This is a genomic window from Paenibacillus sp. SN-8-1 (assembly GCF_050995535.1).
Taxonomy (GTDB): domain Bacteria; phylum Bacillota; class Bacilli; order Paenibacillales; family Paenibacillaceae; genus Fontibacillus.
In genome coordinates this window covers 2,305,819-2,319,347 of sequence record NZ_CP194782.1, presented here as the reverse complement: position 1 = coordinate 2,319,347, position 13,529 = coordinate 2,305,819, and the positions used below count along the sequence as shown (strand labels likewise).

General features: G+C 38.9%; 16 protein-coding genes. All 16 read left to right on the top strand.

Annotation, left to right across the window (positions count from 1 at the left end; translation table 11 throughout):
- The first annotated feature begins 7 nt into the window (after positions 1-7).
- The gene (locus ACRRNK_RS11030) at positions 8-544 is read left to right on the top strand and encodes an NUDIX domain-containing protein (protein ID WP_433942807.1); all 537 of its coding nucleotides are present in this window, start codon (positions 8-10) and stop codon (positions 542-544) included.
- A gap of 133 nt (positions 545-677) precedes the next feature.
- The gene (locus tag ACRRNK_RS11025; protein ID WP_433942806.1) at positions 678-1,595 is read left to right on the top strand and encodes an aminoglycoside phosphotransferase family protein; all 918 of its coding nucleotides are present in this window, start codon (positions 678-680) and stop codon (positions 1,593-1,595) included.
- Positions 1,596-1,787: 192 nt separating this feature from the next.
- On the top strand, positions 1,788-2,588 hold the full coding sequence (locus ACRRNK_RS11020; protein ID WP_433942805.1) for an inositol monophosphatase family protein: 801 nt from the start codon (positions 1,788-1,790) through the stop codon (positions 2,586-2,588).
- A 278-nt stretch (positions 2,589-2,866) separates the two neighbouring features.
- Entirely contained in the window at positions 2,867-3,379 is a 513-nt protein-coding gene (locus tag ACRRNK_RS11015; protein WP_433942804.1) for a hypothetical protein, read from the top strand.
- Between the two features lie 158 nt (positions 3,380-3,537).
- Positions 3,538-3,966, top strand: a complete 429-nt coding sequence (locus ACRRNK_RS11010) for a GNAT family N-acetyltransferase (protein WP_433942803.1) — start codon at positions 3,538-3,540, stop codon at positions 3,964-3,966.
- 61 nt (positions 3,967-4,027) lie between these two features.
- Complete coding sequence (locus ACRRNK_RS11005) at positions 4,028-4,690, top strand: HAD family hydrolase (protein ID WP_433942802.1); 663 nt, start codon at positions 4,028-4,030, stop codon at positions 4,688-4,690.
- Between the two features lie 238 nt (positions 4,691-4,928).
- Entirely contained in the window at positions 4,929-5,636 is a 708-nt protein-coding gene (locus tag ACRRNK_RS11000; protein ID WP_433942801.1) for a hypothetical protein, read from the top strand.
- 48 nt (positions 5,637-5,684) lie between these two features.
- The gene (locus ACRRNK_RS10995) at positions 5,685-6,242 is read left to right on the top strand and encodes a histidine phosphatase family protein (RefSeq protein WP_433942800.1); all 558 of its coding nucleotides are present in this window, start codon (positions 5,685-5,687) and stop codon (positions 6,240-6,242) included.
- A gap of 34 nt (positions 6,243-6,276) precedes the next feature.
- Complete coding sequence (locus tag ACRRNK_RS10990) at positions 6,277-6,735, top strand: DUF2262 domain-containing protein (RefSeq protein ID WP_433942799.1); 459 nt, start codon at positions 6,277-6,279, stop codon at positions 6,733-6,735.
- Positions 6,736-7,050: 315 nt separating this feature from the next.
- Complete coding sequence (locus ACRRNK_RS10985; protein ID WP_433942798.1) at positions 7,051-8,283, top strand: FAD-dependent oxidoreductase; 1,233 nt, start codon at positions 7,051-7,053, stop codon at positions 8,281-8,283.
- Between the two features lie 115 nt (positions 8,284-8,398).
- Complete coding sequence (locus ACRRNK_RS10980; RefSeq protein WP_433942797.1) at positions 8,399-9,052, top strand: TetR/AcrR family transcriptional regulator; 654 nt, start codon at positions 8,399-8,401, stop codon at positions 9,050-9,052.
- A gap of 129 nt (positions 9,053-9,181) precedes the next feature.
- Positions 9,182-9,616, top strand: a complete 435-nt coding sequence (locus tag ACRRNK_RS10975) for a GNAT family N-acetyltransferase (protein WP_433942796.1) — start codon at positions 9,182-9,184, stop codon at positions 9,614-9,616.
- 70 nt (positions 9,617-9,686) lie between these two features.
- Complete coding sequence (locus tag ACRRNK_RS10970; RefSeq protein WP_433942795.1) at positions 9,687-10,331, top strand: hypothetical protein; 645 nt, start codon at positions 9,687-9,689, stop codon at positions 10,329-10,331.
- Positions 10,332-10,368: 37 nt separating this feature from the next.
- Complete coding sequence (locus tag ACRRNK_RS10965) at positions 10,369-10,719, top strand: VOC family protein (RefSeq protein ID WP_433942794.1); 351 nt, start codon at positions 10,369-10,371, stop codon at positions 10,717-10,719.
- Between the two features lie 62 nt (positions 10,720-10,781).
- The gene (locus ACRRNK_RS10960; protein WP_433942793.1) at positions 10,782-11,204 is read left to right on the top strand and encodes an NUDIX hydrolase; all 423 of its coding nucleotides are present in this window, start codon (positions 10,782-10,784) and stop codon (positions 11,202-11,204) included.
- 23 nt (positions 11,205-11,227) lie between these two features.
- Positions 11,228-13,483, top strand: a complete 2,256-nt coding sequence (locus ACRRNK_RS10955; protein ID WP_433942792.1) for an ATP-binding cassette domain-containing protein — start codon at positions 11,228-11,230, stop codon at positions 13,481-13,483.
- Positions 13,484-13,529 lie beyond the last annotated feature (46 nt).

The window sequence follows — 13,529 nt, the reverse complement described above, 5'->3', positions numbered from 1 at the left end:
GAAAAACTTGTGCAAACCTAAAACTACTGAATTGAGGTGTCTTTTGTCACACATTAGAGTTCGCCCAACCGCGCTAATAATTAAAAATAATTCCATACTTCTTGTAGAGTACTGTGAAAATGGAACTCATTATAATTTACCTGGCGGGGGAGCAGAACCGGGGGAGACTTTGATCGAAAGTATCAAGCGAGAGGCCTACGAAGAAGCTTGTATAGAAATAGAGGTAGGGCCTGTAGCACTTATTTATGAGTTTGCTCCGCATAAACAAAGTGGTGACTATGGTTCTAACGCACAGCATGGATTAAATATAATTTTTGAATGTACGATCAAAGAAGGAGCTATCCCACGATTACCGGATAAACCAGACCCACACCAAACTGCAGTCAAATGGGTAGATTTAAATGAATTAGACTCTATTATACTTTTCCCGAATATCAAAGATGAAATCAAAGAGTATGTAAAGACTAAAAGAAATATAGACATCATCGAGGACTATAAACTAAAGCCTGTATTAGAAGAGAACTACATGTGGTTGAATTTATGAGGCAGACAAAGCAATGTCCTTTGGAGGAACTCATGTAAGTTTGATTGACTTAAAAAACTTGATTACGATTCACAACAAGCAGAACTAGGCATCAGTATAGGAAATAAGAGGTACTGGGGAAAGAGATGATTTCATGGAGCAGTTTCTAAGAGAACATATTCACTTTTTACAAGATAAGGTTAAAATTGAACAAATTCATAAGGGTTACTCAAGTGAAAGTAAGTATATTGTTTTAAAAGATGAACAAAAATTTCTTCTCAAAACTTTTGATAATAAACACTATTCTTCAAAAGAAATGGAATTTGAGGCTTTATTGAGGATGAAGGAATATAACGTGAAATGCTCAAGGCCATTAGAGATAGGTAATTTAGAGGGCTTTGGAATAGGTTTTATGATTTTATCTTTTATAGAAGGTGATGATGCCTCAGAAGTTCTTTCTAACATTTCGTTGAAAGAGCAATTCAATGTTGGATTTGAAGCAGGGGAGGAATTGCTCAAAATCCATAAATTAAATGCTCCAAATAATATGACCTCGTGGTATGAGCGAAAGCTTAAGAAACATAAAGACTATCTTGATAAGTATCGCCAGTTGAATATTAGGATTAAAAATGAATCGAGGATTTTGTCCTTTATTGAAGATAATCTACAATTAATGAGACATAGGCCAAATCTATTTCAACATGATGATTTTCATGTTGGGAATCTAATAATTAAGGACAATCATCTATCAGGTGTAATTGATTTTAATAGATTTGATTGGGGAGATCCCATTCATGAATTTCTAAAGGTAGGAATGTTTAGTTCGGAAGTAAGTATTCCTTTTTCAATTGGCCAGATTAGAGGATATCATAAAGATTCGGAACCTGATGATCTTTTTTGGAGATTGTATTCGCTATACTTGGCGATGTGTCTTATTTCATCGATTGTATGGATAATAAAGGTTAAACCAGAAGAAACGAATTTAATGATGGATAAGATTAATCGAGTGTTAGAAGATCATGATTCTTTTAGACAAATTAAACCGAAATGGTATTCTGAGTCAGAGGGTTAATCGAGAAAAGGCATCAATCACATATCACCATGTTCGCAACGTGGTATTGCCACTTGGTTACTGAATGTATAATAATGGAAGAGACTGGAACAAATGCCCCAGCCTAAGATAATTGTTTTCTAAGGTTGGGGCATTTCGCGAGTACAAAAAGGTTAGTTGAAACTCAGTTGAATTCAGAGGTGAGGTGCTTATATGGATCTTCAGACTATCCAAGCTGCAAAAGAATTATCAATAAGAATTATTCGCCAAGCGGGAATGATAGCTAATGACAAATTCGATAAATTTATTGAAGTAAATTCTAAAGATGAATTTGGGGATGTAGTTACTGAAGTAGATCATATAGCTGAGGAAATCATTATTAAACAGATTCAAGCTGAATTTCCAGAACACCAGATTCACAGCGAAGAGGCAGGAACATTAGGCTCCGAGAGTGATTGGTTATGGCTAATTGATCCACTAGATGGAACTAATAATTTTGCAATTGGGTTATCAATCTTTACGACCTCTATTACATTGATGTACAGAAGAGAGCCGGTACTTGGAGTGGTATATGAACCCATGACAGATCGTTTATTTGTTTCTGTTATTGGTGAAGGAACTTATTGTAACGATCAACAAATCCATGTTAAATCTAATCCCAACTTTTTAAAAGGGAATATTGGTTGGATTCAAGGCCATAAAGTGCAGAACGATATGAGAGCTGTAAAGCTAAGAAATTTCATTGATATTAAATTTAAGAGAATGATTAGATTATGGGCACCAACACTTCAATGGTGCATGCTTGCCAAGGGAGATATTGACGGTATTGTACTATTTAATTCAGAAGGAGATGATTTATATTCGGGCATTTTAATGGTAAGGGAAGCAGGTGGAATCGTTATTGATTTTGAAGGTAATGCATTCACTGGTATGACTACTGAACCATATATAATAGCTTGTCACCCAGATCATAAAGAAGAATTAATGAGTATCGTTAGGGAAGGATTAAATTAGTTCAAGAAATAACTTAAAATCACCTGAAATAGAAGAGAACCAAATAGTCAACGGTCCCAAAAGTTGGACAACATAACGGCAAGTAGAATAAAGGGGCATTTATGAAAATCAAGTACGAGTTATCAGGTAATATTAGAGCAAACAAATACATATTTGAAGTAACTCAAGAGGTTAGGGCTGCATGTAACACCGTGTTAAATCTGCAGACCTAACAACACCTTAACAGTGGGGGTCGTGAATTCAAGAACACAATGTGAATTCTCAACGAATTGAAAGAGGTGGGCATCATATTCAATAAAAAAAAGAAAATAAAGTGCTTAAAGAAAGAACTTGAATTTTACAAACCAATTTATGAGCTTGTTTCTCATGATATTAACTGGGTACAGTTGAACTGGCGACTCTTAAGGTTCATACTAATTAAATTTGAAGATAAAAATGAGATTGAGGAGTTAAGGATAGTAGAAAAGTTAAGTCAAGATGAGGATTTAATTGACTATATTAGGATGCTGATTGATTTTTTTGAGAACAAAATTTCTAAATTACATCAACATTTTGATGAACATTACAAGACTATACAACCATTAATGAAATCTTCCCCCGATTTCTTTTACGGCTATTTTGAGCTAATTTTAAAAATAGTATCGAACATCAGAGATGAAATCCGTAATAATCAGATATCAATTCTTCAACTTCAATATTTACATAATTATATATTCTTTTTTTATTCGGAAATAAACGAAGGAGTAAATAGGTTTAAAGTGGTTTCTAGAGAGCTTGAGAACTTTACCTAATAAAGTATTCATCAGTCGGTTACACTGCGAACCAATCCGTATCACGGATGTGACCTGTTGGATCTTAAGCTTCTGAAGATTCGTGAATACAAAGAGGTTAAATGAAACCACCAAATAACATTATATGAGAGCAGGTGAGGGCAGTGGCTGAATGTAGGTTGGTCAAAGAGGTAGAATTAGAAGACCTTTTGGCACTTTATAGATTTTTGCAGCCTTCAGATCCAGAACTTGTTAGAGATCAAAGGTTACTAGACCATTGGAAGAGTATGTTAGAAGACAAGAATATGAATATTATCGTCACTGAATATAAAGGCGTAATTGTAGCTTCGTGTGTACTTTTAATCATCAAGAACCTTACAAGAAACGCAAGGCCGTACGGCTTGATTGAGAATGTAGTTACTCATGAATCGTACAGACGTCAGGGATATGGTCACATGGTATTGACGAAGGCAAAGGAAATTGCTCAAGTACATAATTGTTATAAATTGATGCTTTTAACCGGTTCCAAGAGAGAAGAAGTACATCAATTTTATGAAAAAGCGGGTTTTGTAAAAGGGGAGAAGACAGGATTCCTTATTAAGATGTAAATGTGATAAGTTGGGATATTCGAGGAAATGGTTATACGACATACACTAAAGGACTGAAATCATGATTAAAGGAATACTATTTGATTTGGATGGAACATTACTTGATCGCGACCAATCGTTGGTCGCTTTTCTTCGAAATCAATATCATCGAATACAGGCTTTTCAGTGTGTTGAAGAACATTTTTTTATTCAAAAGTTTATTGAATTAGATCAGAAGGGATATGTTTTGAAAGATGAAGTCTATCAACAACTCCTTAAAGAGCTGAAAATAAATTTACCATGGCAAGTTTTACTTGACGATTATATAGACTCCTTTCAACATTTTTGCATTGGCTTTCCAGGCTTAATCGATACTCTTGAATTCCTAAAAGAGGAGAAATTAAAGTTAGGAATCATTACGAATGGATTTGCTAACTTTCAGATGAATAATATAAGAGGACTCAAAATTGAACATTATTTTGACGAGATATTAATTTCAGAAAGTGAAGGCTTAAGAAAACCTAAAATCGAAATATTCCAAAGAGCATTGGAACGCTTAGGATTGCAACCGCAAGAAGCAATTTATGTGGGGGACCATCCAATCAATGACATTGAAGCGAGTGTGAATGCTGGGATGATTGGTATCTGGAAGGAAGATAACTATTTTGAAATGCCTCCAAATAATCATTTAACAATCAAAGAATTAAGGGAAATTAGAGATATTGTTGAAGGTAATTCATTGTAGTGATGTATGTCGTGTAATCATTCAATTCTTCCATTTGGTTGTGATATTGAGTTATCAGATAATCTCGAGGACTTAATTGGGGAATTTATAAATTCTCCTTATCTTAGAGGAATACCAGTTGAAGAAGCAGACAATAATGATCTGATTAACGATCAACCTTATGTGCTAAGGGTGTATTTAAGGGAATTATGTAAGTTTATATCCCCACAAGAATAAGAAATTAGAGGTGTTATGGCCCGTGAGCAATGTCCTTATAAATATTCTTTCAAGTGATGTGCCTTTGGAGTACCGATTATTTCGTGAGTATTGTTCACTGAAAGAAAAGGGACTCCGAAAACAATCATTTGTGGTCTTGCAGGCGTTCATTGATGAAGCAAATCATTGGAATGCTGAGAAACAACAAGAATTTGTAATTTGGTTTTTTGGCATAATTGAAGATTCAGAAAATATCCATCATGTCTTAGTTTATCCTTTAGAGGAAAATCTGTTGAAACCCATTCTTAAATGCTGGATGGGTAGTAGTAATGACTCAAGGCCTTATAGATGGTATGGAATGTTTCTTAATTCAAAAAATCAGTTGTTGTACCTACAGAAAGCTATCGAACTTGGTGGATACGATGATGAACAAAGTGCCTTGAATAAAGTCATTGATATGAAGTTTTACTCTCTCTGGTATTCATTTCACCATATTTCGGAGAATACCTATTTAGGTGAATTAAAGGAAGATCAAAAGTTGCTTAAAGAGATACGTAAACTTATGGTGAATGTTCTTGATGAGGAAATAAAATCACAAATTAAAATCGATCTGGATTATTACAATAACCTTATTAATGACTGGATAGAATTTAACAATCACAAGGAAGACAATTTTGTAGAATGGTGTAAAGAAAGGAATAGGAATTACGTCTGGGTCAAGTCATTTTATTATGCTAATGAGGGTTCGTGAATACAATCGCAGCCACTTTTGCAGTACTTATAGAAAGAGGAGGATTCTTTGAAGACAACAACAACTATATATTTTGTGAGACATGCAGAATCTCCATATGTAGATGGTCAAGAACGATCTAGATGCTTATCCGACAAAGGGAGAGTTGATTCACTTATAGTCGGAGACATTTTACAAAACGAAGAAATAAATCATTTTGTATCTAGCCCTTATGATAGAGCTATACAAACGATAAAAAATGCTGCTGGAAGCCATGATATTACAACATTTGAAGATCTTCGGGAGAGAAATATTGGAGTAATTCCTGAAAATAAGTTTAAGGAATCAAAATTCAAGGTATATCAAGACTTTGATTTCTCATTCCCAGAAGGAGAATCTTCAACTGTTGCTCAACAAAGGGCTATAAGGATTTTAATGAAATTATTGAGCACATATGGAGGCACGAAAGTAGTTATTGGAACTCATGGAGATATAATGACTTTGATGATGAATTATTTCGACAAGAGTTATGATTATAATTTTTGGGATACGACGACGATGCCGGATATTTATAAATTGGACTTTAACAAAACTGAACTGATTAAAGTAACAAGGTTGTGGGAGTAACTTGATGCAATTTTTATTTGAAAGGAATTCTTAAATGGAAAAGATCGTTACAGTTAACGGGATTGGTCATTTTACATATAGCAGGGAACAAAATTCGTATATTCACAACGAAGGATTGGTACACTGGGCACTGAAACTTGAGGATGAGAGTACCGATGTTGATGTATTAGTAAATAAAGCCAAGCTGTTAGTTAGTGAGTTCGAGAGATTTGAGCAATTGGCCAAAATAGAAATAGCTGAGGAATTACTAGAATATAAAAATGATTTCTGGCCAGCGTATGATGAAAATGATGTTCAGCTAGACTGGGATGCTGTAGATGCAGGTGAGTATGACGTAACAATTGAACAATTTGTTGAATTGATAAGTTTGTTATTCATTGAGATTCGGTCCAGTGAAATTTATTGTGAATACTTAGATGGAGATTTATTTGGGGGACACAGAATTCATGCCTATTTTAACGATGACTATAAGCTGATTAAAGCTGAGATATAGTAAAGAGGCCAAGAAACAGCACTTAGCTCTTATCTACACTACAGGCTTAGCTCCTGGTTCGCATGAATTTATTAATTTGAACATTTATGAGGTATGGTTAGATAATAGAGCGTCATTATTACATAATAAGAATATTGGGAAATACAATAGCATCCTAATTTAATGCAACTATACGGGTACCCTTAAACTTGACACTTAAAAGTAGGTGTTCGACGTGGGGGTGCTTTTTTGTATACAAAAATTAACAACTAGGTTGAAATCCTCTATATAACGATGTAAGATAAATCTAACAACGTTATAGAAAGGAGAAATTATATGGGATCACTATTTGTAGTTATTATAGGTGGAGGTCTTGGAGGGCTTACATTGGCACAAAGTTTGAGGAAAAATCATATTCATTTCCACGTGTATGAACGTGAACATGAAGACAATTATGTACAAACAGGTTATCGAATCAAAATAAATGCGAATGGATTCGACGCTCTAGGGTTTTGCCTTCCAGAAAAACTTTATGATCTCTTTATGGAGACATCTGTTGTAGGACCGGCACACCCTGCTTTCTTAGATCCGATTTCTTTGAAACTCACAGAAGAGCAGCACCCGATGTACAACAAAGCGGAGGTCACTCCATCCGTAAATAGGTTTACTTTTCGTGAAGTGTTGCTTGGCGAACTTAGTGACAAGATTAGCTTCGGTTACCGTTTCACCCATTACGAAAGATTGAAAAACGGACGCCTAAGAGCGTGGTTTGATAATGGAGAGCATATTGATGCGGATGTCTTGGTTGGTGCAGACGGTGGAGGCTCCAAAGTCCGCCACCAGTACAAACCTGGAGTAGAAATTTTCGATACTAGGGGAAGGGCTCTCTATACCAAGGTTTTTCTAAATGATGAGCGGCGTAAGGAACTAAATCTACTTATTGGGGATGGCAGTATGAGAGGACTTGCAAGCCCAGAAGGAGAAGCTCCGGTGTCCCTTCTTCTAGAAGATATGGCTTTCAAGCCGAATATTGAACAATTACCTGATTCCATGTTCCTTAATGTGAAGATTTCTCCTCAACAGGATTACCTGTACGCTGTGTTTGCGTGCTCACCTGAGTGGTTTGGGATTCCTGATGAGCAGCTCTTCCAAATGAACGGTTCTGAATTGTTGTCTTTTACAAAAGAAAAAACCAAACATTGGCATCCCCAAGTCAATTGGATGCTGGAATTAGCAGAACCAGACAAAACGGCGGTCTATCACCTTCGTAATGTTCTGCCGTATAAGCCATGGAAAGAAACGACCTCTCTAATTTTACTTGGAGATGCCCTGCACCCCATGACACCAGCGGGTATTGGAGGGAACGCGGCACTTTTTGATGCCTATGAGCTGTCGAAAGAATTAATCAACGTAAAAAACGGGGAAAAGGAACTTTTGACCGCTTTACGCGATTATGAAGTGAGTGCCATTGAACGTGGGATGAGGGATGTTCGGCTCTCCTCGAAAGCTGGGGAAAGCATGTTCAACCAGAAGCCGTTGCCCGATGAAGATGTAGAATTGGAGGAATAAATAGGTTTTCTAAAAACACCGTTTGGAATATTGTTGTAGTTGAGTATATTACTGACTATGCAGTCCACTATATAGAGTATAATAAGTCATATAAGAATTTTTGAATGGAGTTGGAATGCTTTTTATGCCTAGCCGCAGGCCACATATCAGCGAAGAGAAAATAATAGCAGCCTCATGGCGGCTACTCGCCGACCAAGGAATCGAAAATTTTACAATGAGAAAACTCTCCCAGGAGTTGAATGTTCAAGCTCCCACGATCTACTGGTACTTCGAGAGCAAACAAGTCCTTTATCAAACGTTGGCTAACCTGGTTGCAAAAGAGATCATCAGTGATCTCCCTAAGCAAGGAGACTGGCGAGAAATGCTTGAGAAAAGCGCAAGTGTTATGCGGAGCAAGCTTCAGCAATTCCCATGCTCCGGTCAGCTTCTGATGAAGTCAAGACCAGAGGCTGAGTTTATGAAGCTGTTCGAATTTCTATTGCAGATGCTCGAACCTACTTTATTGACGGATAAACAAAAATTTTCATATACGACCCATTTGTTTAACTACGTCATCAACTTTGTCGTTGAAGAATATGAACAACGTATGCTGCAGATATCGTTAGAGGAGGATGGTAAAGAGAAAAACCATGTGGATCTATCTCAATTTAAATTGCTTCAACGAATGCACGAAGAAGATATATTTAAGTTGATTGGTTCTGATGAACTGTTTGATTCCGGAATAATCTTATTACTTGATGGAATAGAACAAAGGGTTAAAGAGGTGTGACGACTACTGAAATGATATTTCGAAATTCTATGCTTGTCTATTAATCTACAATGACCGGTTGAACACCGGTCTTTTATTTCTGCTGGGATATTGAGAAGATACAAATAATGCAGAATGGGGAGAACAATCATGTTGAAGATACGAGCATATGAATCTGGTGATGTCGCGGTAATGGCGGAGTTAATGGGGGAGTTGGGCTATCCAACCTCTGTAGATCAAATGAACAGAAGAATGAGCCGCATCATGAACAATAAGGAGTATCAAACCTATGTAGCTGTTATCGATGATACCGTTGTAGGTATGATCGGTATTCGTATTGCATTGAACTATGAACTGGATAAGGAAATTATACAAATAATATCACTAGTGACTAAGTCTGCTTTTAGAGGACGCGGGGTGGGAAGAGCATTAATAAAGTTTGCGGAGCAGAAGAGTATTGAGCAGGGAGCTGAAATTATTTATTTAACAAGTGGGATAAAGGCGGAAAGAATGGAAGCACATGACTTTTATAAGGCGAAAGGGTTTGAAATAAATGGATACAGGTTTGTAAAAGCATTAAAATGATAGCTCATCAAGAAAAGTAGTACCATGTAGCAACAGCACTATACTAATATAAAGTGGGAGGAAGCAAAGTATGAAGTGTAGGAGCAACGTCTTTTTAGTTGTGATCTTGTTAACACTTTGTTTTACGGTATCTGGGTGTGCCAGTAACGATACTTTAAGTAAATCAAGTAAACTTACAGTAGATTCAGCAAACAAATCAGGTGAAACTGAAATTACAAAGTCCGATTTTGATGTTAGTTACCATGAAATTATTTTGAATGATAAGACACCACTTTCCGAACTTTCTACTAAATTGCAGATTCCAATTGATGAAGATAACGAGAATGTTGCGATTAAAGCAGCAGGTATCGTCAATAAAAATCATTACAGCTGGTACCAGGTTACATATCCGAATAAAGCAAATCCTGATTTGATTTTGGAATATTTATATAATAAAACTTTAAAAAAAGGCCGTATTATTTCGATTGATCTAAAGAAAGTACATACAATAAGAGGGATGCAAGTGGGTGATCATTTGGACAAATTAAAACAGGTATATGGTAATAATATGAATGAAGAATACAATTCTGAAATAACCAATTCGTACAGTTTTAAATTAGGTAATTATTATGCTTACTTTATAATTGAAAAGAAAAGCGGAAAGATATCGGAGATTCATTATGATTTTGATAGTAATAAGGCAATGAAAGAAATGGATATAGCTAGTTTTGACTGATTTCGAAACTAACATTTCTAAGATTAGGAGGTAGCGAATGAAAGTCAAACGAATTGTCCCGAATATAGATACAAGGAATATAAGCGCGGCTAAATCGTTCTATCAGGATGTACTAGGACTCGATTTATTGATGGACCATGGCTGGATTGTAACTTATGGATCAAATGAAGACATGAGTGTCCAAATCAGTTTCGCCTTTGAGGGAGGCTCACAGGCGCCAACACCTGATCTTTCTATTGAAGTTGACAATGTTGATGTTTGTTATGAACTTATGAAGAATGCCGGATTTTCAATAGAATATGGTCCAATAGATGAGCCATGGGGGGTTCGACGTTTTTTCGTCCGGGACCCATTTGGCAAGCTAATAAACATCCTTGCCCACACATAATTAATGATGCAGGATTCTTCGGTTAACGTTGTATCCAGTTAAATACAGAAAGGAGCGAATGAATGAAACGAGTTGATGTAGTGTACTCATTAATAACAGATATAACGAACTCTAAAATCCTCGCAGTCTATAACGTTGATCGCTCGAGTTGGTCGCTACCAGGCGGAGCGGTAGAGTTGGGCGAATCATTAGAACAAGCAGCCTTACGAGAAGCGAAGGAGGAGACAGGCTTTGATGTTAAGGTCTATGGCATTGTAGCGATCAATGAGTGTAGGTTTGAAAGCATAAGTGAACATGCGGTTTTTTTTACATTCAAAGCAGAGATAGCCGGAGGGGAAGAAGAGATATTATACCCGGAAGAAATCTCCGAGATTGCTTGGTTGGACATTGAAAGAGCAGATGAATTAATGCCTTATTATAAGGGGGGATTTGGAGAACTAGTTAAAGGTAAAGACATTACATATTTCAATCAAGGGGTTAAATAACAATATTCGAAAGGATGTTAAGTATGAGCGAATCTAATCAGGAGTATATCGTAATCACAGCTGCGAGGGAGAATAATCTCAAAAACGTGTCTCTCCGCATCCCGAAGCGGAAGATTACCATTTTCACCGGAGTATCCGGATCCGGTAAGTCATCGATCGTGTTCGATACGATTGCAGCAGAATCCACCCGATTGCTGAATGAGAACTTCAGCATGTTCGTACGTAATTTCCTTCCGCGCTATCCACAGCCAGATGCGGATGCGATCGAGAACCTGAGCATGGCTGTTATTGTGGATCAGAAGCGGCTGGGTGGAGGTTCCCATTCTACACTAGGCACGATTACTGACATTTCTCCCATTCTCCGGCTGCTCTTTTCCCGTGTAGGTCAACCCTATATTGGACATGTGAATATGTTCTCCTTCAACGATCCGCAGGGCATGTGCCCTGAGTGTAACGGAATTGGCCGCAGCCTGGGCGTAGATATGAGCAAGGCGCTGGATATGTCTAAGTCGCTTAATGAAGGGGCAATCCTGCTGCCGGGCTATACGGTGGACAGTATGGATTGGTCGATGACCGTGCAGTCGGGGAATTTCGATCTCGACAAGAAGCTGAGCGATTATTCAGAGGAAGAACTGGAACAGTTGCTGTACAGCAAGGCGAGAAAAGTGGCGACACAATTCGCCGGCAAGACAATGAATATTACAGTGGAAGGCGTCATTGAGAAGTTCACCAATAAGTACATCAAGCAGGATGTAAAGATGAAGTCCGAGCGAACGCAAAAAACGGTTGCCCCCTTCATTTCGGAGGGGCCTTGCACAAGCTGCCACGGCGCAAGACTCAGTCAGGCCACGCTCAGCTGCAGGATCAATGGGCTGAACATCGCGGATATGTCCTCGATGGAGATTGGTCAGCTTATTCGCGTCATCCAAGAGATTGACATGGCTGCCGCCGCACCGGTTGTGAAGTCACTGACGGAACGACTGCAGCATTTGGTGGATATCGGGCTTGACTACTTGACGCTGGACCGTGAGACGGATACCTTGTCCGGTGGCGAGTCGCAGCGTGTCAAGATGGTGAAGCACTTGAGCGGAAGCCTGGTAGATGTCACTTATATTTTCGATGAGCCCAGCGTTGGCTTGCACCCCCGAGATGTACACCGGTTAAATGAGTTGCTGAAGAAGCTGCGGGACAAAGGCAATACCGTGATTGTCGTCGAGCATGATCCTGATGTAATTAAGGTGGCGGACCATATCGTTGACGTCGGGCCACACGCCGGCAGCCGCGGTGGTACCATCATGTATGAAGGAAGCTTCCAAGGCCTATTGGAGTCAGGTACATTGACAGGCACCCATATGAAGCGGCCGCTTGAGCTCAAGCACGATTGCAGACAGCCATCCGGCAAACTCTCCATTAAGGATGCAGAGCTCCACAACCTGCAAAACGTTAGCGTAGATATTCCAACAGGAGTATTGACAGTGGTTACAGGTGTCGCTGGCTCGGGCAAAAGTACGCTAATTAACGAAGTGTTCCTCAGCCAGCATCCGGATGCGATCGTTATCGATCAATCAGCGGTAGGCGTATCAACACGCTCGAATCCGGCGACCTACACGGGAATTATGGATGATGTACGCAAGGCGTTTGCTTCCGCAAATAAGGTGAGCCCAGGCTTGTTCAGCTTCAACTCCAAGGGGGCTTGCGAGAACTGCCAGGGGCTAGGCGTTGTGTACACAGATCTTGCATTCCTGGACAGCTTGAAGCTGCCATGCGAAGTGTGCGGAGGCAGACGGTTTAAAGAAGAGGTGCTCGCGTACAAGCTAGACGGCAAGTCAATTGCAGAAGTGCTCGAGATGACTGTAGAGCAGGCACTCGAATTCTTTCAGCTAAAAGAAGTGGTGCGCAAGCTCCAGGCCATGAACGATGTCGGACTGAACTATATTACACTCGGCCAGCCGCTCAGTACGCTTTCGGGCGGTGAATGCCAGCGAATCAAGCTGGCCAGCGAGCTGCATAAGAAGGGCAGCATCTATGTGATGGACGAGCCGACGACCGGTCTGCATATGTCAGATATCGGTCACCTTCTTGAGATCATGAACCGCCTTGTGGATGCCGGTAATACGGTGATTGTCATTGAGCACAACCTGGATGTGATCAGCCACGCCGACTGGATCATCGATATGGGACCGGACGGAGGCAGCAAGGGTGGACAGGTTGTGTTTGAAGGCACACCATCACAAATTATCCATGAGGAACGGTCGATCACGGGAAAATATTTGGTGTAATTTGCTCTAAATCCACTTTAGTAATCTATTTGAAGAAGACCCTGGT

Bases quoted from the DNA above. Each gene is read 5' to 3' on its own strand.
- ACRRNK_RS11025 (WP_433942806.1), top strand. From the start codon at position 678: ATGGAGCAGTTTCTAAGAGAACATATTCACTTTTTACAAGATAAGGTT.
- ACRRNK_RS11020 (WP_433942805.1), top strand. From the start codon at position 1,788: ATGGATCTTCAGACTATCCAAGCTGCAAAAGAATTATCAATAAGAATT.
- ACRRNK_RS11005 (WP_433942802.1), top strand. From the start codon at position 4,028: ATGATTAAAGGAATACTATTTGATTTGGATGGAACATTACTTGATCGC.
- ACRRNK_RS10990 (WP_433942799.1), top strand. From the start codon at position 6,277: ATGGAAAAGATCGTTACAGTTAACGGGATTGGTCATTTTACATATAGC.
- ACRRNK_RS10985 (WP_433942798.1), top strand. From the start codon at position 7,051: ATGGGATCACTATTTGTAGTTATTATAGGTGGAGGTCTTGGAGGGCTT.
- ACRRNK_RS10980 (WP_433942797.1), top strand. From the start codon at position 8,399: ATGCTTTTTATGCCTAGCCGCAGGCCACATATCAGCGAAGAGAAAATA.
- ACRRNK_RS10975 (WP_433942796.1), top strand. From the start codon at position 9,182: ATGTTGAAGATACGAGCATATGAATCTGGTGATGTCGCGGTAATGGCG.
- ACRRNK_RS10970 (WP_433942795.1), top strand. From the start codon at position 9,687: ATGAAGTGTAGGAGCAACGTCTTTTTAGTTGTGATCTTGTTAACACTT.
- ACRRNK_RS10965 (WP_433942794.1), top strand. From the start codon at position 10,369: ATGAAAGTCAAACGAATTGTCCCGAATATAGATACAAGGAATATAAGC.
- ACRRNK_RS10960 (WP_433942793.1), top strand. From the start codon at position 10,782: ATGAAACGAGTTGATGTAGTGTACTCATTAATAACAGATATAACGAAC.
- ACRRNK_RS10955 (WP_433942792.1), top strand. From the start codon at position 11,228: ATGAGCGAATCTAATCAGGAGTATATCGTAATCACAGCTGCGAGGGAG.